This window comes from Bacteroidales bacterium, assembly GCA_013141385.1.
Taxonomy (GTDB): Bacteria; Bacteroidota; Bacteroidia; order Bacteroidales; family Tenuifilaceae; genus UBA8529.
The window spans coordinates 26,294-49,516 of the sequence record JABFRB010000048.1; the positions used below are offsets into that span (position 1 = coordinate 26,294).

Sequence of the window (23,223 nt, forward strand, 5' to 3'; positions counted from 1 at the left end):
ATTTCGCATAACATGAAAATCAGTATTAAAATTATTATAGCCGTATTCCTTCTTAATATTTCATTTAATAGTTACTCTCAAAGTAAGATTGATAAATCTAAAGAAGAACTTAAAAAAGGTCGTGAAAATAATGGTACAGAAAATCACACATCATCCTCTTCTGATGATAGTTCTTCAGACAATATTTTTGCAGAAATTGCAGCTAAAATATTTTTATACGTAACGTACTATTCTTTTATAGGTAACTATGCGGATGAATATCATCTACACAGCAATTTAACCCAATATCCTTATTATAATAAATTATCTGGAAACTATGAAAACCCTGATTCCATTCCTTCACCAACAAAAATAATGAGATTAGATTTGGAGAATAAATTGTTAATGGGTATGCCAAATCTTTATGGGAATCATTTTAAAACCAAACTTAGACCATTTCAGTTTTTTTACCTGCAGGTTGATTATTTTCAACTTATAGAATATAATAAGATTGTTAGGAGTTACTCAAATCTTTCATTATTCAACTTCAATTTCTGCTATGATAGAATTAGATTCCAAAAATTTAACTTAGGCTGGATTTTGGGCGCAAATTATGTAGGCAATGATGTAAAAAAAGCAGGAATTTCATGTGGCTTAAACACCGATATATTTTTACGTAAAACAATTAGCCTTTATAGTTCCATGAAATGGAGCTTAATTAATGATGTTCCTGTTAATGAATTTGAAATACAATGTAAATATCATAGAAAGAACTATTTCTATTCGTTAGGTTATGAGCATTTAAAAATAGCTTCGCCTACCTACGATTTTATTTCAATAGGTGCTGGTATTTATTTTTAGATTATTATAAATTTACATAACTAGTCACTAAAGATTAATAATGCATAAAAAAAAGAATTAAAACTATTAATAAAAATAAAATGAAAAACAATTTAGGTATTTTAGTAACACTAATGCTATCATTAGTAGCTGCAAGCGGGTATACTCAGAATTTGCTAAATGGACCTCAGAAAATAGCAATTGATATCAAACGAAATAGGCTTTTAGTGTCAAACGCTAATTCAGGTGATTTAATTCAAATTGACAGTATTGGAAATCAAACCTATTTTGTTCAAAATGCAGATTTTGTTGATGGCTTAGAGATTGTTGGTGATATTATTTTTGGAATAGGAAACAATCGAAAAATCAAGGCATATAGCTTAGTAACTAAACAACTAGTATTGGATTACACCATAGCTGGATCCCCTTCTAATTATTTGTCTAGCATAACCTCAGATTCAATGGGTTATCTCTTTATATCATGCCCATTATTAAACGAAATTTATAGGATGAATATCAAAACACCTTCACATTGGATATTTGCTAAGGATAAAGGATTGAATAAACCTAATGGAATTCTACTCGAAAAGGAAAAAAATAGAATAGTTGTTATTGATGATTCGCCTAATTCAAAGATTCATGCTATTAGCCTTGCTGATTCATCTATTACTACACTTTACTCAACATCCTTTAATAGCCCCGATGGCATTATTAGAGATAAGTTTAGAAATTATTATGTGGGAGGATATTATCTACAAGGGATATTTAAAATAGATTCTGAGTTTAGCAGGGATAATCTTTTCTTTGAAGGTAACAGTATTGTTTATCCCACTTATGATGAAAGTACTCATTCTATTATTATAACTCATTATAATGCTAACACATGGGAGCGAGTATTTATAAAGAATTAATCTATTCAATTATTAAGAAGCCAATTAACATAATCGCTTTATAGTTAAAATCCATTACCTATAAACTAAGAAGAAAAACATGCATCTAATAGGGGCAGATCTACTTAAATAATTTATCTTTATTGCATTACATTCAAGCCGTTTATCTTGTTTGATGATGAATTTTGAGAGCTCACAGTTTTTACTAACGGGTGCCAAGGCAATATTTTCAACCGAGCATTTCATTGGGAATTGACCGCAAGCAAACTCCAAATACAACAAGTACGCAATTGTTATCATTAAATATAAAATAAAACTACTATGAAATGTCCATGTTGATAAAGAATACCAAGCGCAATGATCAAAACATGGACATTCCATCTGAGCCTAGGTAATTAATATCATTCGAAGAAAAATAATAACTAATACTATATTAATTATTTATGAAAATTCGTACAGATGAAAAAAATACTATTAATCGGACACTTTTTGATGCAATTCATAACATTATCATTTAGTCAAATTGCACAACCTGTAGGTAGTTTAATATATACTGATACGCTCGACTTTAGACCTTTATGCAATTGGATAAAAATTAATAATCCCGAATCGAATACATGGGAAATTGGTCAACCCAACAAAGGAGTTTTTAATTCTACCCATTCTGGCAAATTAGGAATTATTACAGATTCCACTAGTATGTATAAAAACAATTTGAATGACTACTTTTCAATTACCATACCCTATTCCGATAATCAATTTGGAGAAGGAACCCTCTCTTTCTATCATAAATATCAAACAGATACACTCATTGATGGAGGAATTATTGAGGTTTCCTACAACAATGGCATTGATTGGAAGAATATCCGTGACGATAAAAATCATGTAATGACTAATTTTATTGGACTTTATAACGATACTATCAAAGGCGGTAAATATGGCTTTTCAGGAAACTCAAAAGGTTGGCAGTATGCTGAGTTTCATTGGGTATGGATAATGAGAACCAAAGGTTCTACTCCTGAGAACTATGATAAATCAATTTTACGATTTAGATTCATCAGCGATAATGTAAACACAAATAAAGAGGGTTGGTTAATTGATGACATTGTCTTTAGAGGTTATGATATTTCAGGAAAAGTAAGTGAGTTTAAAGATAACCAGATAAAAGTATTTCCGAACCCAACCACCGGAAAAATATTCTTCAATTATCCTGATAAATATAATTTGAATATAAAAATTGATATTATTGATATTAACGGGCGAATAATACTATCTAAATCTCCAATTAATAATCAAATTGATATCACAAACAATAAGCCAGGGACATATATGTATAAGATATACTTCCTGAACAAAATAGTCTCCATTGGAAAGTTGGTAAAAATATAACAGATGCTAACTGTCATAAAACCAATAATAGCATGAAATCCCGATACAAAATTAATTCCTAACTTAGCAAAACCGTAAACGAGAAATCTGAGGGTTGTTCGTTATAACATGCAAGTGCTTTGCGGTAAACATACTAAATAATACAACTAACACTAAACCATTGGAATAGCATGAAAAAACATACAACAAATTACCAGAATTCATTTATAGAAATTGCAGAAGACTGTCCAACTAGATTCGGAGAAATTCCCCCCTCAAAAGTTGATGTTAAAACTGTTGCATACATGCAGTTTGAAATTATAAGCAAAAACCCCTATAAATTCACCTCCGATGATGTTTTGTTTCAAGTCTATGCCATTCGTAAAGATTTGATTAAAGCTGATTTTAAAGAAGCAAGAGAAGAATTCTTCTCAAAAGGACAACCCTGTTTCCGTTCATCGCCCTTGACAAAGCGTTATGGTTGGGGAGTTCATAGCAATGAGGATGGGAAAATTGCAATCTATGGTGCTGAAACAGCAGAATATAAAAAATACACAACCGACAAAAATATAAAAACTGTTAAAGCAATGAAATCTAGCAAATAGAGACAACTAGAAAGTAAAATCGAGTAAAAAATTACCCAACCCTTCTGATATTATCGCATTTTGCGATTTTTCAAAACACATTAATTTCAGCCAAAATACTAAAAAAAACAAACCAACATCAAGCTAATTGCTAAACAACCCCAAAAACCCACCAAATGAAAAATCTAATAATTCTGTTGATACTCGTAATTGGATCAAGGCTTTATGGACAAACAGATTCAATTGAAAAGGCCATAATTTATAAGAAATTTTTATCCAAAGAAATCACACAGGGAGCATTTTCGGAAATTGGTAATGACTGGATTAAAGCGGTAAAAAAAGTAAACAAATACCCTGATTTACCTTTGGACCAAAAAGGTCAAGTCCATTACTCATTTTTGAATGATTATAAAGGATTTAGCAAAGAAAAACTATTTGATAGAACACTTGAATGGCTCTCAATAAATTACGGAATATTTCCAGCATATTTGTATTCAAATATTGAAGAAGGGAAGATTATTCTTAATAATAGTTTTAATATAACTGATACTTATTCATGTAATTACACATGTATCATAACAATTAAAAGTGAGAAATTATTAATGGAAATTTTCAAAATTGGGTATCAAGTATATCACGGAGCTCATTATTCGGGTGATACATATGTGTCAGAATCTACTAGTAATTTTGATATTAATCAGGTATTCCCAATAATATTAAAAAAACCTTCAGAATGGGAGTTAAATTTGAATTTACTCAAAACCACCAATGAGAATATCGACTCTCAGATTGTTAGTCTCGATGATTATATTTTGAATTATGATTTTAACTACAATTTTTGAAAATTTATTTAATGAATATTGATTTTGAAAATATCGAATACCTAAAATTTGGGAATGCAAAGCAACAACTTGCTTACGAGGTTTTAACAAAATATGAAGTTCTATCAAAATTAAAACAATTTGACCCAATTCTTGTTGGAACAATTCCAATTAATATCAATATTGAAAACAGCGATCTTGATATTATATGCTATTGCAAAGATGCACTGGAGTTTAAAAAGATAATTAATGATAACTTTAGCAGTTGTAAGAATTTTAAAATTTGGGAGCAGAACGTATTAGAGCATAATGCAATTGTTGCCAATTTTAATTTAGATAATTTTGAGATTGAAATTTTTGGACAAGATATTCCAACAAAACAGCAGAATGCTTATCGACACATGGTAATAGAACATAAAATACTGATTGAGCGTGGAGAGATATTCCGACAAAAAATAATTGAACTAAAACAACAGGGATATAAGACAGAACCCGCATTTGGAGTTTTACTTGGTTTGAATGAAAACCCTTATAAGGAACTTTTGAATTATAAAACGAATTAGTAAATAGTTAAATAACAAACAAAAATGAATAAAACAGTCACTCACTTGCTTCTATTGATATTAGCTATATCAATTATATCTTGTAAGTATTCCACAAACTCCAAAACAGCGGATATAAAAGCGCCTATTTACTCTGAACTTGAGAAAGCAAATTGGTTAATTGGTAAATGGCAAAACAGCTCATCAGAAGGAGTTTCAACAGAAATTTGGGAAAAGAAAAACGACTCAACATTTGTTGGCACCAGCTATTTTGTAGCTGGAAAAGATACTGTTTCATCGGAAAAAATCAGCTTAGAACAGAAAGGAAACAAGCTATTCTATGTTCCAATTGTTAACGATCAAAATAATGGACAACCTATAGTATTTACACTGACTTCATCAACATCAAATCAACTTGTTTTTGAAAACCCAGCACACGACTTTCCTCAAATAATCACATACTCACAAATCACAAAAGATTCTTTATTAGCAGTAATTTCTGGTAAAATAAATGGTATTGTGAATTCTCAAGATTTTCCAATGCAGAGAGTAAAATAGATTTTAGCATATCCAAGGGGATTAAAAAATCTAGCTAGCGTTGTGGCGACTCGAATCTATGTTTTAATATTTTTGAAACATTCTTAGTGCTTAGTTGTTTAAACTATTGTTAACTAATTTGTTATCAAATATTTTGAAAAATGCCAGCAATTAGAAAATTAGTTTTATACATAGCTATGAGTTTGGATGGCTATATTGCCGATGCCAACGATGACCTGAGTTTTTTGTCGATGGTTGAGCAGGAGGGACAAGATTATGGCTATTCTGATTTCGTAAAGACCGTTGACACTATTATCATAGGGAGAAAAACTTATGAAAAGCTAATCTCTATGGGTTACAACTACCCACACACCGACAAGGATGTTTATATAATTACAAGAATAGAACGCTCCCCAAGTGGCGCTTTTAAATATTACTCAGGTGATCTAAAAGAACTTGTTCTTAAATTGAAAGGTCAACAAGGGAAAAATATTTATTGCGATGGTGGTGCAGAAATTGTAAACGAATTGCTTAAAAATAGTTTGATTGATGAATTCGTTATTTCTGTAATTCCTATTTTTCTTGGTGGAGGTATCAGGCTTTTTAAAGATGGGCGACCTGTGCAAAAATTAGAACTTTTATCAACAAAACAATTCAATAAAGGGCTGGTTCAGCTACATTACATAATCGCAGATAATTGAATGATAAGCAAAAAATATTTACTTTTGCAGTCAAAAAAAAATCAGGCTAATTTTTTGGATTGACAATTAATTTCTATCTTCGTTTAAGTTTATCCAAGGACTGATGCATTTCTTTCTTGTTGTAAATTAAACACTAAACCGTTGCTTTTAGTTTTATAATCAATGAGTTGGATGATTTTTTTGAGAAAAGATTAAAAAATAGAAGACGCAATTATTAAATGACAAATACTTGAAGCCTAAAGAAACTGTACAAAGATTTGTTGATTTATTTAATAGGAAAGATGTTAACGGATTAGCAAAACTTTACCATGAAGATGCAGTAAATCATCAAGTAGCAAATGAACCGATAATTGGGCAAGAATCAATAAAGGAGATGTTCCAAAGAGAATTTGCGATGGCTGAAATGGTTTGTATTGTGGAGAATATATTTGAGGATGGCGAATGGGCAATTTTGGAATGGAAGGACCCACTTGGACTGCGAGGATGTGGTTTCTTTCATGTTATCGATGGAAAAATAAAATTTCAAAGAGGCTACTGGGATAAACTTTCCTTCCTGAAGCAGCATAATTTGCCGATTCCAACCGAATGAAACCTTTTCTGAACGAATGAGTATAAATATTTCAAACTTCATTTGGAATTGGCGCACAGGCATGTAAATTATTTTGATAACCATTATAATTATAAATTTTAGATAATGTGATTGCACTATGGCAGCAATAGTATGGACTGAAGCATTGAGCGTAAAAGTCAAATCAATTGATGATCAACATAAGAAGTTAATTGATATGATTAATGATTTTTATGATAGTATTAATAAGCACTCGAATGATGAGCTTATTCTCAACCTAATTAATAGTATGAAAAACTATACTGTGATGCACTTCAGCACAGAAGAAAAATATATGTTGCAGTATAAGTATCCTCATTACGATCAGCATAGAGTAGAACATCAAAACTTTGTATCCAAAGTAAATGAATTTGAAAAAAAGGTGAAGAGTGGTAAAATTATTGTTTCATACGAAATCACTAGTTTCCTTAAAGACTGGTTAAAAAATCATATTCAAGACACTGACAAAAAATACAGCGATTTTTTTGTTAAACATGGAATTGAATAGTGCTACATTTATTCAATAAATTGATAGAAAAATAGGTGATATTAATCATCTATTTAAATTGCAGTATAAAAAAAATTGATAAGACTAAATTTATATTATAAATTGAGGAAATAATTGTGACTAATTAATTTAGGTATTAATAATCTAACTTATAATAATTATGGCAGCAATAGTATGGACTGATACATTAAGTGTAAAAATTAAATCAATTGATGATCAACATAAGAAGTTAATTGATATGATTAATGACTTTTATGATAATATTAATAAAAATTCTAATAATGAGCTTATTATAAAGTTGGTTGATGGAATGAAGAAGTATACCGTAATGCATTTTAGTATGGAAGAAAGGTATATGGTACAGTATAAGTACCCTCATTACGAGCAGCATAAAAAGGAACACGAACAATTTATAGCTAAAGTAAATGCACTTGAAGAGAAATTGAAACAAGGAAAAATGATTGTTTCATTCGAAATTACCAGTTTCCTTAAAGATTGGTTAAAAAACCACATTCAGACTGTGGACAAGCAATACAGCGATTTTTTTGTTAAACACGGAATAGTTTAAAAAAAAGAGTTATTTACCGCATTAAATAGATCCAAGTAATACAAATTATTACTGTTGTCTGTCAAAAGAATTTAAACCCTAGAGTTTCGAACTTTTTAAAAGGTTCGGAATTCTTATCAAAGTTATGGTATGTCCCGTAGGGACATAATATTGGTAAAAAAGAGCAACCCCAGTTCTTTAAATCCTGTTAGGGATGAAATTAGTTTTTTATCCAAACACCTGTCCATATTCGAAACAATGTTTCACTTTGAAACAGATACTTTGCCATAAGTATTGCAATTAATGCCATTATATCTTTAATCATCAGCATATTAAAACGAAAGGCATAATAAGTGTTTTTATCTACTAAACTTATTAAATTTGCTTAAATATGCTACAGAACTATTTCATAACAGCAATCAGAAATCTTACACGGAGCAAGGGATTCACAATTATTAATGTGGTTGGACTTGCTGTTGGTTTAACAATATGTATCTTCATTGCACTCTGGATAACCGATGAGTTGAGCTATGACAAATCCTATCCCAATTCCGAAAGATTATATCGAATAGTTTATAGAAGCAATACTAATAACCAACCACGTACCCCACACCCAATGCCTCTTACGATGGCTAAAGATTTCCCGGAAGTTGAGAACGGGGTAAGCATTTCACCTATATGGGGAGTAGGTTTAACCCGTCCTGAATTTCGGGTTGAGTACCTTGATAAGAAATTTATGGAGTGCGAGGTAATGTCTGCTGACTCTACATTCTTTCAGGTTTTTCCATTCGAATTTGTTGATGGTGATCCAAAAAACGCGCTAAAAATTCCTCTAGGAATAGTGATTACTGAAAGCACTGCTCGTAAGTATTTTGGAAAAGAGGTTGCACTAGGTAAAACCCTAAAATTCGAAGGCGAAATTAACTTTACAGTTACTGGTGTAATTAAGGATATTCCTCACAATACGCACTTCTCATTCGATTTTCTTATATCTTACATTACGCTTAAACTAAGGGATCGGGCAGAGCATGAAGGTGTTTTGTCCGATTACTATACCTGGAACGATTTTGGGCACTACAACTATGTACTATTGTCTCCAAGTGCTGATCCTAAAAAGGTTGAAGAAAAAATTGCCGATTGGATATGGAATTATGTAAAGATTTCCGAAGAGGATAAGGCTGCAATAGCTAGAAACAACTCTCGACTAGTACTGCAACCAGTAAGGGACATTCATCTTCGCTCAAATCTGATTTGGGAATTAGGGAATAACGGCAATATTGGGTATGTGTATGCATTTGCAATTACCGCATTACTTGTTCTATTGATAGCCATTTTTAATTACATGAATCTGGCAACGGCACGAAGCGAGAAAAGAGCAAGAGAGGTGGGCGTACGTAAGGCAATAGGAGCAAAGCGTGGTCAGCTTATAGGTCAGTTTCTTAACGAATCGTTTTTAATGACAATTGTTGCTTTTGCTCTATCGTTATTTTTGCTGGAATTGCTAATGCCTTTGTTCAGAAACCTAACAGGAAAGGATTTAAACCTTTATTCATCCCATGGTTATCTTTTCTTCTTTGGAATTGTTATTGCTGCAATTGTGGTGGGTTTTGTTTCAGGCAGTTACCCATCCTTCTTTCTAACATCATTTAAGCCAATTGAGGTTCTGAAAGGAAAAATACAATCATCCGCTTCAAATATCAACCTGCGAAAGGTGCTAGTAGTATTCCAGTTCTCAATATCCATATTTCTGATAATATGCGCACTCGGAATTTTCAACCAAATTCAATATCTCAGAAATAAAGATATTGGATTTAAAGGGCAGCAGATAATTGTTATCCCAACACGTAGCGATGCCATAGTTAACCACTTCAATTCGTATAAATCAACCCTTAAGAAAAGTAGCTCAGTTATTGATGTTTCTGGTGTTTCAAACATTCCTGGCGGATCGTTTAATACCAATTCTATTCAGTGGAAAGTTAACGATCCTAGAGTTAACACCCATGAAATTTGGGTTGATGATGATTTTTTCAAAACCCTTCAAATTGATGTTGCACAGGGGAGAGGCTTCTCGCAGGACTTTCCGGGCGATTCATTGGGATCATTTATAGTAAACGAAACAGCGGTAAAGAGGATGAACATGACCGATCCCATCGGTCAGGAGATTACCTGGGAGGGCGATTACCCGGGAACTATACATGGAAAAATTGTAGGGGTTGTGAAAGATTTTAGCGTTCGGTCGCTGCGCGATATTGTTCCACCGCTTATTATCCAAAAAGCAGTAAAAAATTGGCAATACGCTTACACTCTGGTAAGAGTAAAACCCGAAAACATTCAGCAAACTATTAAATATGTCGAATCGGTTTGGAAGCAGTTTGATGGGCAATCGATATTCAGATACTCTTTCCTCGATAAGGATTTTGGGAAGCTCTACGAATCCGAAAATCGTATGAGTTCAATATTCTGGATATTTGCCGCATTGGCAATCTTTGTGGCTTGCCTTGGTCTATTTGGGTTAGCCGCTTTTGTTGCCGAACAGAAAACTAAGGAGATTGGGATACGTAAAGTACATGGAGCCACCACGGGCAGCATAATCTATATGCTTACCCGAAACTTTGGAGTACTTATACTAATATCAAATATTATTGCATGGCCTCTTGCGTATATCGTACTCAAAAGTTGGCTGCAAAGCTATGCCTTTAAAGCGGATATAAACTATATCTATTTTCTTTTAGCAACCTTGTTAACCATTGGGGTGGGGGCTTTTACAACTATCTATCAAAGTGTAAGAACAGCTCAGCAGAACCCTGTTGAATCACTTAAATATGAGTAAGCATAAGTAGTATTTGTCCATAAAGTCAAAACTAGTTCTCGCAAAGCCGCAAAGAAAAAACGCTAAGAACGCAAAGTGTTGAAATAATGAATGATATACTTGGCGTTCTTAGCGAAAAACTTTGCGTTCTTAGCGTGAACTCTTCTTTTAAGACAGCCTTATCTCTGTGTTCTCCGTGCTTCTCAACACCAATAAACATCTTTAAGCCAAAATTGAATTTTATTTAAACGACCATTTTATTAGATTCAGAACTTAAGACCTCCGTGTTAAAAATATATCGAACTTAGGTTAACAATAAAACCATTACCTCTTTTAGCGTTTTAATCCCGAAAAGTTATGCTATTGTAAAATATTTATAACTTGTGAAATCTTTCTACGTTAATACAACGTATAAATAATCCAAGTTACTAGCAACTAGCATTAGATATCAGCATTCTAACTTGGGCTTTTTAGAAAACCAGTAATTCAATAGTTTGCATAGATGAAAAAAATAATTCTAGCGTTAGGTTTTGCCCTTTTGAGCACACTTTCTTACTCTCAGAGCAAGATATTTAAGGCAGTTGGGAATGGAGATGTTCAATTCGTTTCCGATTATATTAAAAGCGGTCAGGATATGAATGTACAGTATAAAGCCACTACCGTTGACGAATACGATAATAAAAAAATAACTCACACTTTTGATTTGCTTGAATATGCAGCAACTCAGGGAAATGAGGAGATAATAAAGCTATTTTTAGGCAGTAAGGATCTATTTAGCGACTTTGAAAACTCATTGAACAAGGCATTTGCGGCATCAATATCTCATGGTGAGATTGAAATTCTTAAGCTATTTCTCGATAATGGTGCCGATATAGATTCACGCTGTGAAGTATGCTATGGTCAGGCAGCCATACAAACCGCATTAGAATATGGTTACTTTGATATTTTCACCTATTTGCTTCAGAATGGAGCAAAGCTCGATGTGCAGAATAATTATGGTCGTACCCTTTTACACTCTATTGCACATACTGGAAACACAGAAATTGCAAAGTTGCTGATTGAAAAAGGGCTTGGCGTTAATGCTCAGGATATTGATGGAGCAACCCCATTAATTTACGCTGCAAGCAATGGGGAGTTCGAAATGTTTAAATTGCTGCTCGAAAAGGGCGCTGAACCTATAATGAAGGAGAACGATGGTAGCGATGTACTAATGAGTGCTGTTGAGAATGGTAACCCCGATATTGTAAACTTCCTTCTCGAAAAGTATTGTGATGTCAATTACAAAAACAACGATAACGAAACCCCGCTAATCATTGCGTCCCAAGCAAAGAAAACGAACATTGTTCAGTTACTTATTACCAAAGGAGCGGAGGTTAACCCCGCAAACAGTAAAGGCGAAACCGCCCTTCTCTGGGCTATTTGGAATGATGATGTTGAAACAGCCAAGCTACTAATTGAAAAGGGTGCCGATTTAAGCGCAATGGACTACCTAAAACCCGCAAAAAAGTACGTTAAGGACAAATCCTTCATTGAATACCTAAAGTCTAAAATTAAGGCTGAAGGGAAGTAATCTCTATTTGTGCTTAATTAAATTCATTCTGTCGCGGATAATTCTGTTGTAAATGTTTGTTGGGGTATTCTGAACCACCTTTTATTCTTAAAAAATAATTTTATCTTTGGGTAAAGTATACGTGTACATTTGGTATACAGATATAAAACTTGACATATGAATAAACTATTTGAGACTATAAATTCATTTATTAAAGAGAAGAATATAACTAATTATATTTTCATTTCTTTTTCTGTTATTCTAATAATAATATGTATCGCTATATCATATATATTTCTACTTTCTATATCTAAATATTATGCATATGATATTCCTCAATTGCCTCCTGATATGTCTGTAACAGGACAAGTAGGTGATTTTATTGGTGGAACAATTGGAACAATACTTGCATTTATTAGTGTTTTATTCTTATTTATTACATTAAGAAATCAGAGAATTTCAAATTCCAAAGAAAGATTTGAAAATAATTTTTTTGAATTACTTAAGTTATATAGAGACAATGTTGCAGAAATTGAAATTCCTAAGGCATTATTAAAAAATAAAAATTACCCAAAATTAGATAAATTAAAAGGCCGAAGTGCGTTTGACGAAATACATAATCTGATGTTGGTGGTTTATTTATTGTGTAAGGACTATTGTAAAGAAAAACAAATTGATATAAATGTGGAAACAGAACTACCTAACATAGCTTATTTAATTGTTTTTTTTGGGACTGATGACATTTTAAATAAAAATATGATATCAAAAGCAACTTTAAAAATAACTGATAAACACCCTAATTTAATAAAAGAATTAATAGAAAATTTAGAACAAAAATCAAAGGCCTCAGATGATAAAAGAATGTATGTAATAAGTGGTATTCATGAGCAATTTGGCCACTATTTTAGGCATTTATATCAAACAGTCAATTATGTTGATGATAATAAATTATTGACATTTAAAGAAAAATATTTTTATGTAAAAATGCTACGTTCACAAATGGGTGACTATGAACAATCAATTTTCTTTTTTAACTCACTATCCGATTTAGGTAAAAAATGGGAACTCGGAGAGCACTCGAAAAAACTGATTTCTAAATATAAAATCATTAAAAATTTACCAGATGGGTTAACTTTTGTACTTGACCCAAAAAAGTTTTACCCTGAATGCTTTATGTCTTAGCATAAATTTAATGCACTAGCATATTCTGCTTATTTGTACTGATGATGGTTTGGTAAGTTCATTACTTTCAATTAGTTTTATAATGAGGAACAAGAAATAAATTTAAAACTCCCAAATGCAACTACCTTGCGAATCATTTCCTTCAGGTACAAGTTTTTTTCTAAGAAATATCAATTTGTGCCACCACCTGTAGTACAAATTCCATGGAGTCATAACCGTCTGATAGTTAAAAAATAAAGAATATTGAAGGGCAGAATATTATTGCAAATCTACCAGTACTCTTCTCGAACTCTTTTAAGTTTTTAAACAAGAATTTAAGCAAAAAAAGTTGAAAGATCAGTATAGGATGTTTACCCCACTCGCTCAGCATAATTTCCCAAACGTAGTGAATACATCAAAAATAAATAGCAATCTAAAACTCCACCAAATACCAAAAGGGGAAAGGAATCGAAACCGAAACACTTTACTTCAAGTGAAATAATCATTATCTTTGAAATGAGAAAAAAGTAGAAAAATGGACATTCAAGCACGAAAAATACACTTTGTTCAAGAATTTCTCCGAGTTGCTGACGATGAACTTGTAACTAAACTTGAAAAGTTGCTCCGAGTTGAGAGGAATAAAAAACTTGAAAAGGAGTTATGTCCAATGACTTTGAAAGAATTCAATGAAATTATTGATAAATCAGAGGACGATTTCAATAACGGAAGAGTAACGGAAGCACGAAATCTTCTTAATCAGGTTGATAAATGGAAGTAAAGGTTTTGTGGTCTGACACCTCCCTTGCTCAACTTCAAGATATATTTGATTATTACAATTTTAGGGCAAGCACTGCTGTTGCTAGGAAAATTGTTAAAGGAATAGTCAAAAAATCTATCCTGTTAGAATCTAATCCATTAATTGGAGTAAAAGAGCCATTGTTGGCTGGTAGATTGTTTGAATATCGCTTTATTATCGAAAACAATTACAAAATTATTTATAGTTTCAGTGATAATATTGTGAGAATTGTTTCTGTTTTTGATTGTAGGCAGAATCCACAGAAAATAGAAAAAATAGGAGTATAATTCCTCGCTAAGTTTTCAACTCGTTGAACTTAATTTTTATACCTTACTCCAAAATCATCAACCATTCATCATGACAAATACATATCAAAAGTTGGTTAGAATCTTACAACTCTCATCAATACTAATTATACTGTTTTCAGCAATAGCCAAATCGCAGGATTGCTCAACCACCATAACCATTAAACTCAATAACATTAACGGCGGCTATCATATTGGGCAAAAAGTCACACTCACCAGTAAATCGGATGGTAAAAAGTACGAGCAGAATAGCAATAACCTTGGCGAGGTCACCCTTATAGTGCCATGTAATGAAGTTTATGAGCTTACAATTCCCAACTATGCCAATAGAATCGAGATGCAATCCCATAACGGTGGGATAATGAAGAAAACCCTTACCTATAGCGCAACAATGGTTGAAAACGCAAAGAACTTTGCATTAACCGATGCTGAGAAAGTATCAATCGATAAAGTTGCAGAAAAACTACCCGATTCAACAGCTATTGCTGGCTATAGAATGGCAACCCCAACCAACCCCGATTACTTTGTAAGCGTTAAAGTTAGAATCGTTGATTTTGGGAACAAACCCATACCCGATGAACAAATTGTCCTCAAAGGCCTCAAACGAAATAAGAGATACATCGGAAAAACCAACAGCTCTGGCGTAATATCGCTCTTTGTTCCTAAGGGTGATATGTATTCCCTTAGCTTCAAGTACCATAAAGACTACTCAAGCGTTGAATACAGGTATACCAAGGGAACCACAGAGGTTGAGCTTAGTATCAGCTACCTTGGCACCAAGGAGATTGAAAGGCGTAAAAATGAGGAAGCCCTAAGAATTGCCGAACTCGATAGGAGCCTAAAGGCGGAGAGAGAAAAATTTGAATTAGATTGTAAAAAGCGCAAAATCAGCTTAGAGGAAGGCTATCGGTTAGAGTGGGAGAGGATGCGTAAAGATTACAAAACCGATGATAATGTTATCATCGATGTACTCAACAGGAACAAATGGTTCGAGAAACTTATTGTATCCGATTTAACCGGCAGCATGCAACCCTACAGCGTTCAGCTCTCAGTCTGGTATCAGATGAACTACAAAAAGGAAAAAAACCTCCAATTTGTCTTCTTTAACGATGGCGACCAAAAATCCGACGACCAAAAAGTTATTGGCGAAACAGGCGGAATATACTACTCACCATCAAAAGGCTTGGACAGCCTTGGCCGATTAATGAGCAAAATTACCGCCAATGGCGATGGGGGCGATTGCGCCGAAAACAATCTCGAAGCCCTCATAAAAGGCACAAAAATGGCCAATCCCTATAAAGAAATTGTAATGATAGTTGATAACAACTCTCCTATAAAAGACATTAAACTACTAAATAAATTCAATAAACCAGTACACATAATACTCTGCGGTGTAAACGGCGGTTCAATACTCCCCGATTACCTACTCCTTGCCTGGAAAACCAAAGGAACAATCCACACCATCGAGGAGGACATCACCGCCATAGCCAAAATGTCCGAAGGGCAAGAAATCAAAATCGGCAAAATAACCTACAGAATAATGGGAGGGGAGTTTGTACGAATTACGGATGTTTGAAAAAATTGAACAACCCATTCACATTTAATCGCATTTTGCGATATTTTCATTTCCTAAATAGCTGTAAACCCCTATCACCATACGCCCCGAAGGGGCAACCCACCTCAGCCCAACGGCAACGCCTTGGGTAAAGATCGGAAACTCCAACCCTCACGCCCTGCAAGGGCAGGTTAACGGGTAAAATGCCCCTGCAGGGCGCAACAATATGGTATCCTTTTATACCCAAGGCGTTGCCATTGGGCTAAAATAAACAGGGCTTTCAGCCCGATTAAAATTGGGATATACCGATTTAATTCATCATCCCACCTCAAAACCCAATCACAAATAATCGCACTTTGCGATACTCCTACCCACAAACTTAACCCCACAAACTTAACCCCACAGCCTCACAGCAACACACCCCCACAGCAACACACCCCCACAGCCTCAAAGCCTCAAAGCCTCACAACCTCACAGCAAAACATCTATTCACAGCAAACCACCCACGCTAACCCAACAAATCCATATATCATAAATTGTTAAAAACTATTTACTCAAGTACCCTATAGGAAGTATTCATTAAAATAAAAATCATTAATTTTATTTAATAAAAAAACAACCGTTTAAATATCAATAAACACTTGCATACTAATAACTTCTAATATTTCTACCATGGAAAAATTCTCCTTCTTCGACTTCGTATCATTCCTACTACCCGGCGGTACGATTTTGATACTACTCTATATTCTACTTACAAGCCAATTCCAAATACCATGTTCATTTGAACAAATCGGAATTGAGCTACTAATAATCCCTTTCCTGTTCCTATCATACCTAATTGGTCATCTCCTTAGTTTACTAGGAAGGAAAATTGAGAATAAACTTCCCTCAATGAAACAACCCTGGACTCAATACCTAAAAAATAACCCAAAAGATGCCAAAAGGGTAAATAAAATTGCCAAAAAGCAATTCAAGTGCGAACCCTTTTTGGATGATAACAACAACGTTCTCCCATTGCAGAGCGGCATTGTCCACGACAAAATATACGATTACCTCGAAATTCAAGGGAAAGATGAAAAAATAAAGATACTCTTCTCCCAGTATGGCTTTTTTCGAAACTCCCTCGCATTATGGTTTTGCACCTCAATTGTATTAATCATCTTTATAGCCACCTATTGCATAAACCTAATAAATTTAAGGCTTCCAGTTTACTACTACGCAGTATCACTAGCCATATCAATCATCCTATTCTTATTCTCTATTACACTTATGAAACAGCGTAAATTCCTCTTTATGTCCTATGTATACAGGAATTACCTTGCAAATAGTATTAATAAATAAAAAATATAGCTATGCAGTACACCAACAACAAAATCAGAGGTTCTAGAAATAGATCAAACGATGAACCCATTGACTCAGAAAAGCTATTTACTGGTGCAAAAACACCTGAGTATGCAGTATTCTACAATATTGCATATTGGTGGGTGAGCGAATTGCTCAAAGATCTTTACAAAATAAGAAAGAATAACGTAGACGATAAAGACTTGGAAACCTCTCCATATGTCGATAGATTTCTACTGGAGGGTAAAGATTTAACCAAAACAACCCTACCCGATTTAGCCTACTCCAAGCTTCGCGACTACCTTTGGAAGGGGTACAGCACCAACAAGAATAGTTCGGGCTATGAGCTCACGGATATGGATAAACGCTTAATCCATAAGTTAATTGCCAAACTCGTTGACATTAGAAATTTTCACTCCCACGTTTGGCACGATAACAATTGCTTGGCATTTGATGAGGAGCTAAAAAAATGGGTTGATGATATGCACCTATTCATCATCGATAAGCTAAGCAGCATTTACCCTTGGGAAACATCTAAATACGTGGAGGAGAAAGAGAATTTATTTGATAGAAGAAATGGGAACATATTTATTACACAGGAGGGCAGAAACTTCTTCCTAAGCTTCTTTCTACAGAAAAGCGAAATGGCACGCTTCCTCCAGCAGAGGAAAGGCTGTAAACGAAACGATAAGCCCGAATACCGCATAAAACATCTAGTTTATAGCTACTTTACGCATCGCGATGGGGCTACCAAGAAAAGGTATAGTGTTGAGAAAACAGCATTCTCAGAGCTGGAAATTGATTCTAAAAACGAAATACTCAATGCTAGGCAGCTCTATAAACTGGTATCATATCTAAACGATACACCACTTGAGGTAATTGACACCAAACTCTTTCCCCTTTTCAGGAATGGGGAATTGGTTGAGAATGCCGATCAGATGTGCTCCTTCATTCAAGAGCAGAATTTATTTAGTAGATGTGAGTTCAGAGTATTCCCTTCCGAGAAAGAGGAATCTCAAATACATACCCTTCAGTTCAACCTAATAGGTAATAGCTACACCTTTCAGATTACACAGCGAAATATCCATAAATTGATACTTGATATTATCCGTGGTGGTATCCATGAGCAGCACTTTTACGATAAGCTTGAGCATTACATCTCAAACAGGGTAAAATTTCCAATTGTGCTAGATGAATACCTGAAAGGCAACGGTTATTTAGAGGAAATCAACGAGTACTACAACCAAAAGCTCAAGGTTGATGATAAAGTCCGAAAAATACTCGGTCAAATAATCGATAAGTACGAGAAGAACAGCACTCGATTAACCGATAAAGTTAAAGACTTAAAAGATAAGTTGAAAGAAGCCCCAATAGAGCTAAGCTACTACGACTTCTACTTTCAGGTAGGACGTAAACCCCGTATGGAGGATCGATTCATGGAGTTCTCCGTAAACTATTTAATCGATAAAAAAGTGGTTCCAGAGTGGGAGTGGCTGGTGGAAAACCTTGACCCCGAGGAGGAGAAAACCACGGACAGCAGCAGTACAGCCAGTAAAAGTGTGATAAAACGAAAGAACTACTTTTTCTCCGATATTCCCGAGGGTTGCAGGTTAAACCTTGGCAACGACCATGCTGTGGTAAGGCTCAAGTCTAAACCCGATATCATCTTTGGCATTGGGCGGAATGCCATGCGAAACCTTATGGTTGCCCATTTCCGTAAAGATCCAGTAGCCGATATACTAAAGCGGATTTATTGCGATCTCGATTTAATCAGAAACGCTGGTAAAACCGCAACCCCATTAACCTTCGAGAACCTTCAGCTACTCGAGAGCGCAAGTATCCCCCGATACCTTAAGCTCATGATGCACGATCCTAGCACTATTGATGGCGAAACAATTGATGCCTCAATAGGAAAGGCTAAAGATCGAATTAAGCTGCTTATAAATGATTTTACCAACCTGCTAAACGGCGATGTTCTGCTTAACAGGAACGCCAAGAACGAGCAGATTATCAGGTGCTACAAATTCTTCGATTGGAAGTACACCAATGATAGTAAGTTTAAGTTCCTACGCAAGAACGAGTACAAGCAGATAAGCATCTACCACTACTGCATTAAACCCGATTCACAAGACCCTGAGCTGGACACCAAGCAAAGGGATTACCTGACTCGAACCCGAAAAAAATATCTAGCCGATTTAAGGCAAAGATTACTTGCTGATGTTGAACCCCATATGCCCCGTGAGGTTGATGAACTCCTAAATACCGCTAAATCCTTCGACGATCTATTTCAGAAAACTCTTATTAAAACTATTGAACTATTAAAGGAGTGGCAGGATAGGATAAACCCCACCTGCAAGGATCTCCCTAAATACCTGAGCAAGCTCGGCATCCATACCCCCGCCGAACCCGTTCCTGCAAAGTCCAACGCCAGCAATTTACCCTTGATGAATAGAATTCCATTCGAGATTCACCCTTCATCCATATTTAAAGCGTTCAACTATAGCAGGGAAACCAACCCCTACATCACCATAAGGGGGAACGCAAAGTATACAAAGGGATTAATAGCCAAACACTACAGCTACAACCAGTACCTGAAAATTTGTGTTGATAAAAAGCTACAAAGCAAGATTATAGGCGAGGTCAATAACCTTCACACCACCGATACTCTCCTCTGGATGATGGCCCAGTACTATCTCGAAAACTTTACCACCGTTCTATCGGGCGGTATCTCCAAAACCATAAAAAGTAAATACGTAGACAGCTTTCAGGTTGATCATCTGCACGATTTGGAGCTCCCCGTTTACCAATCCGACAAAAACCTAAAAAAGCCTTACGAGGTAATTGTAAAATTCCGGCAGCTCGACGACTATATGCTAATAGCCGAGAAACCACTAATAAAGCTTGTCGATTTACTATTCATGAGGCTCACCACCGATGAGCAGCTATGTACTGCCGGAATTGCCCAGAAGGATGGCTACTACCAAATCCCTTATGTACTAGTTAAACAGGAAATGGAAAGGGTATTCCACGGATCGGTTATTGCAACCAATTTTATTATACTTTGGGAGAAAACCTTTATTGACAAAATTAGCAAAAACTTGAAGCAGCAGAAAACCGATACAGCAAGGAATAGCAGTGGTAGCTGGGCATACCTCAGCTTCGATGAGGTGCTAACCCACACAAACCTCAACCCCGAAACCAAAAAGGAGCTGAAAAAGTTACGTAACCACGCCATGCACACCAAAATACCCGAAGGCTGGACATACCAAGGAATGCTTGAGAGTAATAGAATTAAAAATGTACTAGGAGTAACCCCAGAAACAATGAAAAAGTATGAGAAAAAGGGTGAATACTACACCCAAAAAGCATTAGAAGAAAACAGATTAGCAACCAGCACGGTGTAAAAACCTTCTTTGAAGCGAAAAATAAAATGTGAATAGCGAAAAGCGAAAAGTGAAAAGCGAAAAGTGAAAAGTGTTAAGTTGAGTTGACAGTAGAACCAGCACTAAGCACTAAATACTAAACACTTTTTTAAAGCCTTCTGATTGAAAGATAAAAACAACTTAGATTCTGACATAAATGAGCAATTTACAGGTGTAAAAACCTTCTTATTGAAAGGTAAAAACACCCCATCTTACGAAAGATCCCTTGGAATCTTGGGTGTAAAAGCCTTCTTATTGAAAGGTAAAAACACCCTCCTAAAGAAATGCCCTTGGTGTCTCCATGGTGTGAAAGCCCTCTTTTTGAAGGGTAAAAACACCTCCCAGTAGTCGCTATACCCATGCCCGAAAGGTGTGAAAGCCCTCTTTTTGAAGGGTAAAAACACCCTTATTGTTGTTTTCGCTATACCACTAATTGGTGTGAAAGCCCTCTTTTTGAAGGGTAAAAACACCTTCGTTTATTTGATTGGAAAAATATAGTTGGTGTGAAAACCTTCTTTTTGAAAGGTAAAAACACCGGGTCAAACTGCCTCTTTTCTAGCTCAACAGGTGTGAAAACCTTCTTTTTGAAAGGTAAAAACACCCCTGATTTAGCTGATTCTTTGGCAGTTTCAGGTGTGAAAACCTTCTTTTTGAAAGGTAAAAACACCAATGTAGTTACTCATGAGTTAAAAGCAATTGGTGTGAAAGCCTTCTTATGGAAAGGTAAAAACACCTATCCCGAACCGATGTAATTGATTTTGAAAGGTGTGAAAACCTTCTTATTGAAAGGTAAAAACACCAATGTAGTTACTCATGAATTAAAAACAATTGGTGTGAAAGCCTTCAATTTGAAAGTTAAAAACACCCATTCAAGGAGTCGTATAGGCTCGCCTCCGGGTGTGAAAGCCTTCAATTTGAAAGTTAAAAACACCTGAGGCAATCTCATAAAGAGAGTAAGATGCGGTGTGAAAGCCTTCAATTTGAAAGGTAAAAACACCTCCTTCAGGAGGATTTGCTTGGATCGGGTTGGTGTGAAAGTCTTCTTTTTGAAAGGTAAAAACACCCCGTTTTCGATACGTACGACGATCTTCTCTGGTGTGAAAGCCTTCTTTTTGAAAGGTAAAAACACCACAACTAACCCACTAGATATCAGATACGCAGGTGTGAAAGCCTTCTTTTTGAAAGGTAAAAACACCTTTGTAAAAATGTCGGCTATTTTATATATGGGTGTGAAAGCCTTCTTTTTGAAAGGTAAAAACACCCAGGAAGATCTGATTCTTTAATCTTATCCGGGTGTGAAAGCCCTCTTTTTGAAAGGTAAAAACACCGCAGCATTAACAACGGTTACAGAGGGAAAGGTGTGAAAGCCCTCTTTTTGAAAGGTAAAAACACCTTCGTATTTTATTTTATAAGTGCCTGCTGAGGTGTGAAAGCCTTCAATTTGAAAGGTAAAAACACCTTCGGTAAGCCTTTTAAAATTCGATGTTTCGGTGTGAAAGCCTTCTTATTGAAAGGTAAAAACACCAAGAAAAGCCTTAACCGGATTGCATTGTTTTGGAAAAAACCCACCATCACCAATCGCCCCGAAGGGGCAACCTACCTTAGCCCAACGGCAACGCCTTGGGAAAACGCAACCCATTCCCATCCACCGCCCTGCAAGGGCAGGTTAACGGATAAATTGCCCCTACAGGGCGCAACAATAAAAAACCCTAAAACCCAAGGTCTTGCCCTTGCGCTGAAATAAACAGGGCTTTCAGCCCGATTAAAATTGGGATATACTGGTTTAATTCAGCGCCCCACCTCAAACCCCAATCACAAATAATCGCACTTTTCGATATTTCCCTTACCCAAAAATGCAAACCCCCACCACCAATCGCCCCGAAGGGGCAACCCACCTCAGCCCAACGGCAACGCCTTGGGAAAACGCAACCCATTCCCATCCACCGCCCTGCAAGGGCAGGTTAACGGATAAATTGCCCCTACAGGGCGTAACAATAAAAAACCCTAATACCCAAGGCCTTGCCCTTGTGCTGAAATAAGCAGGGCTTTCAGCCCGATTAAAATTGGGATATACTGGTTTAATTCAGCGCCCCGCCTCAAATCCCAATCACAAATAATCGCACTTTTCGATATTTCCCTTCCCCAAAATTGCAAGCCCACCATCACCAATCGCCCCGAAGGGGCAACCTACCTCAGCCCAACGGCAACGCCTTGGGAAAACGCAACCCATTCCCATCCACCGCCCTGCAAGGGCAGGTTAACGGATAAATTGCCCCTACAGGGCGTAACAATAAAAAACCCTAATACCCAAGGCCTTGCCCTTGTGCTGAAATAAGCAGGGCTTTCAGCCCGATTAAAATT

20 protein-coding genes and 1 CRISPR repeat array are annotated in these 23,223 nt (G+C 35.4%); all 20 genes read left to right on the top strand.

Annotated elements, in window-relative coordinates:
• Positions 1 to 12 precede the first annotated feature (12 nt).
• The 20 genes from HOO91_21050 to HOO91_21145 all read left to right on the top strand — a co-directional run bounded on the left by HOO91_21050 (position 13) and on the right by HOO91_21145 (position 22,901).
• Complete coding sequence (locus HOO91_21050) at positions 13 to 840, top strand: hypothetical protein (GenBank protein ID NOU20052.1); 828 nt, start codon at positions 13 to 15, stop codon at positions 838 to 840.
• Positions 841 to 920: 80 nt separating this feature from the next.
• Positions 921 to 1,730: a hypothetical protein gene (locus tag HOO91_21055; GenBank protein NOU20053.1), complete on the top strand. Its 810-nt coding sequence runs from the start codon at positions 921 to 923 to the stop codon at positions 1,728 to 1,730.
• A gap of 438 nt (positions 1,731 to 2,168) precedes the next feature.
• Positions 2,169 to 3,098, top strand: coding sequence for a T9SS type A sorting domain-containing protein (locus HOO91_21060; GenBank protein NOU20054.1), 930 nt, complete (start codon positions 2,169 to 2,171; stop codon positions 3,096 to 3,098).
• Between the two features lie 170 nt (positions 3,099 to 3,268).
• Positions 3,269 to 3,682, top strand: coding sequence for a hypothetical protein (locus HOO91_21065; protein ID NOU20055.1), 414 nt, complete (start codon positions 3,269 to 3,271; stop codon positions 3,680 to 3,682).
• A 155-nt stretch (positions 3,683 to 3,837) separates the two neighbouring features.
• Positions 3,838 to 4,503: a DUF4468 domain-containing protein gene (locus HOO91_21070; GenBank protein ID NOU20056.1), complete on the top strand. Its 666-nt coding sequence runs from the start codon at positions 3,838 to 3,840 to the stop codon at positions 4,501 to 4,503.
• 11 nt (positions 4,504 to 4,514) lie between these two features.
• Entirely contained in the window at positions 4,515 to 5,045 is a 531-nt protein-coding gene (locus HOO91_21075; protein NOU20057.1) for a DUF4269 domain-containing protein, read from the top strand.
• A gap of 24 nt (positions 5,046 to 5,069) precedes the next feature.
• On the top strand, positions 5,070 to 5,582 hold the full coding sequence (locus HOO91_21080; protein ID NOU20058.1) for a hypothetical protein: 513 nt from the start codon (positions 5,070 to 5,072) through the stop codon (positions 5,580 to 5,582).
• Between the two features lie 140 nt (positions 5,583 to 5,722).
• Complete coding sequence (locus tag HOO91_21085; GenBank protein NOU20059.1) at positions 5,723 to 6,262, top strand: dihydrofolate reductase; 540 nt, start codon at positions 5,723 to 5,725, stop codon at positions 6,260 to 6,262.
• Positions 6,263 to 6,491: 229 nt separating this feature from the next.
• Positions 6,492 to 6,851 carry a nuclear transport factor 2 family protein gene (locus HOO91_21090; protein ID NOU20060.1) on the top strand — a complete coding sequence of 120 codons (360 nt, stop codon included), beginning with the start codon at positions 6,492 to 6,494 and terminating at the stop codon, positions 6,849 to 6,851.
• A 118-nt stretch (positions 6,852 to 6,969) separates the two neighbouring features.
• Positions 6,970 to 7,377, top strand: coding sequence for a hemerythrin family protein (locus HOO91_21095; protein ID NOU20061.1), 408 nt, complete (start codon positions 6,970 to 6,972; stop codon positions 7,375 to 7,377).
• Positions 7,378 to 7,537: 160 nt separating this feature from the next.
• Positions 7,538 to 7,945 carry a hemerythrin family protein gene (locus HOO91_21100; protein ID NOU20062.1) on the top strand — a complete coding sequence of 136 codons (408 nt, stop codon included), beginning with the start codon at positions 7,538 to 7,540 and terminating at the stop codon, positions 7,943 to 7,945.
• A gap of 370 nt (positions 7,946 to 8,315) precedes the next feature.
• The gene (locus HOO91_21105) at positions 8,316 to 10,754 is read left to right on the top strand and encodes an FtsX-like permease family protein (GenBank protein NOU20063.1); all 2,439 of its coding nucleotides are present in this window, start codon (positions 8,316 to 8,318) and stop codon (positions 10,752 to 10,754) included.
• A gap of 481 nt (positions 10,755 to 11,235) precedes the next feature.
• Positions 11,236 to 12,303, top strand: a complete 1,068-nt coding sequence (locus HOO91_21110) for a hypothetical protein (GenBank protein ID NOU20064.1) — start codon at positions 11,236 to 11,238, stop codon at positions 12,301 to 12,303.
• Positions 12,304 to 12,459: 156 nt separating this feature from the next.
• Positions 12,460 to 13,464 carry a hypothetical protein gene (locus HOO91_21115; GenBank protein NOU20065.1) on the top strand — a complete coding sequence of 335 codons (1,005 nt, stop codon included), beginning with the start codon at positions 12,460 to 12,462 and terminating at the stop codon, positions 13,462 to 13,464.
• Between the two features lie 514 nt (positions 13,465 to 13,978).
• Complete coding sequence (locus tag HOO91_21120; protein ID NOU20066.1) at positions 13,979 to 14,221, top strand: hypothetical protein; 243 nt, start codon at positions 13,979 to 13,981, stop codon at positions 14,219 to 14,221.
• Complete coding sequence (locus HOO91_21125; protein ID NOU20067.1) at positions 14,212 to 14,526, top strand: type II toxin-antitoxin system RelE/ParE family toxin; 315 nt, start codon at positions 14,212 to 14,214, stop codon at positions 14,524 to 14,526. Before HOO91_21120 ends, HOO91_21125 begins: the two co-directional genes overlap by 10 nt.
• 70 nt (positions 14,527 to 14,596) lie before the next feature.
• The gene (locus HOO91_21130) at positions 14,597 to 16,120 is read left to right on the top strand and encodes a hypothetical protein (GenBank protein NOU20068.1); all 1,524 of its coding nucleotides are present in this window, start codon (positions 14,597 to 14,599) and stop codon (positions 16,118 to 16,120) included.
• Positions 16,121 to 16,771: 651 nt separating this feature from the next.
• Positions 16,772 to 17,440, top strand: a complete 669-nt coding sequence (locus tag HOO91_21135) for a hypothetical protein (GenBank protein NOU20069.1) — start codon at positions 16,772 to 16,774, stop codon at positions 17,438 to 17,440.
• An 11-nt stretch (positions 17,441 to 17,451) separates the two neighbouring features.
• Positions 17,452 to 20,844, top strand: coding sequence for a hypothetical protein (locus tag HOO91_21140; protein NOU20070.1), 3,393 nt, complete (start codon positions 17,452 to 17,454; stop codon positions 20,842 to 20,844).
• A gap of 123 nt (positions 20,845 to 20,967) precedes the next feature.
• Positions 20,968 to 22,387: direct repeats of the CRISPR family, unit length 18 nt; unit sequence TTGAAAGGTAAAAACACC.
• Positions 22,388 to 22,715: 328 nt separating this feature from the next.
• A complete protein-coding gene (locus HOO91_21145) occupies positions 22,716 to 22,901 on the top strand; it encodes a hypothetical protein (protein ID NOU20071.1) in 186 nt (61 codons plus the stop codon).
• Positions 22,902 to 23,223 lie beyond the last annotated feature (322 nt).

Excerpts from the sequence above, each read along its gene's own strand:
- HOO91_21120 (NOU20066.1), top strand. The coding sequence starts at position 13,979 with ATGGACATTCAAGCACGAAAAATACACTTTGTTCAAGAATTTCTCCGA.
- HOO91_21095 (NOU20061.1), top strand. The coding sequence starts at position 6,970 with ATGGCAGCAATAGTATGGACTGAAGCATTGAGCGTAAAAGTCAAATCA.
- HOO91_21145 (NOU20071.1), top strand. The coding sequence starts at position 22,716 with ATGCAAACCCCCACCACCAATCGCCCCGAAGGGGCAACCCACCTCAGC.
- HOO91_21050 (NOU20052.1), top strand. The coding sequence starts at position 13 with ATGAAAATCAGTATTAAAATTATTATAGCCGTATTCCTTCTTAATATT.
- HOO91_21130 (NOU20068.1), top strand. The coding sequence starts at position 14,597 with ATGACAAATACATATCAAAAGTTGGTTAGAATCTTACAACTCTCATCA.
- HOO91_21105 (NOU20063.1), top strand. The coding sequence starts at position 8,316 with ATGCTACAGAACTATTTCATAACAGCAATCAGAAATCTTACACGGAGC.
- HOO91_21080 (NOU20058.1), top strand. The coding sequence starts at position 5,070 with ATGAATAAAACAGTCACTCACTTGCTTCTATTGATATTAGCTATATCA.
- HOO91_21110 (NOU20064.1), top strand. The coding sequence starts at position 11,236 with ATGAAAAAAATAATTCTAGCGTTAGGTTTTGCCCTTTTGAGCACACTT.
- HOO91_21140 (NOU20070.1), top strand. The coding sequence starts at position 17,452 with ATGCAGTACACCAACAACAAAATCAGAGGTTCTAGAAATAGATCAAAC.
- HOO91_21135 (NOU20069.1), top strand. The coding sequence starts at position 16,772 with ATGGAAAAATTCTCCTTCTTCGACTTCGTATCATTCCTACTACCCGGC.
- HOO91_21085 (NOU20059.1), top strand. The coding sequence starts at position 5,723 with ATGCCAGCAATTAGAAAATTAGTTTTATACATAGCTATGAGTTTGGAT.
- HOO91_21075 (NOU20057.1), top strand. The coding sequence starts at position 4,515 with ATGAATATTGATTTTGAAAATATCGAATACCTAAAATTTGGGAATGCA.
- HOO91_21060 (NOU20054.1), top strand. The coding sequence starts at position 2,169 with ATGAAAAAAATACTATTAATCGGACACTTTTTGATGCAATTCATAACA.
- HOO91_21070 (NOU20056.1), top strand. The coding sequence starts at position 3,838 with ATGAAAAATCTAATAATTCTGTTGATACTCGTAATTGGATCAAGGCTT.
- HOO91_21065 (NOU20055.1), top strand. The coding sequence starts at position 3,269 with ATGAAAAAACATACAACAAATTACCAGAATTCATTTATAGAAATTGCA.
- HOO91_21100 (NOU20062.1), top strand. The coding sequence starts at position 7,538 with ATGGCAGCAATAGTATGGACTGATACATTAAGTGTAAAAATTAAATCA.
- HOO91_21055 (NOU20053.1), top strand. The coding sequence starts at position 921 with ATGAAAAACAATTTAGGTATTTTAGTAACACTAATGCTATCATTAGTA.
- HOO91_21115 (NOU20065.1), top strand. The coding sequence starts at position 12,460 with ATGAATAAACTATTTGAGACTATAAATTCATTTATTAAAGAGAAGAAT.
- HOO91_21125 (NOU20067.1), top strand. The coding sequence starts at position 14,212 with ATGGAAGTAAAGGTTTTGTGGTCTGACACCTCCCTTGCTCAACTTCAA.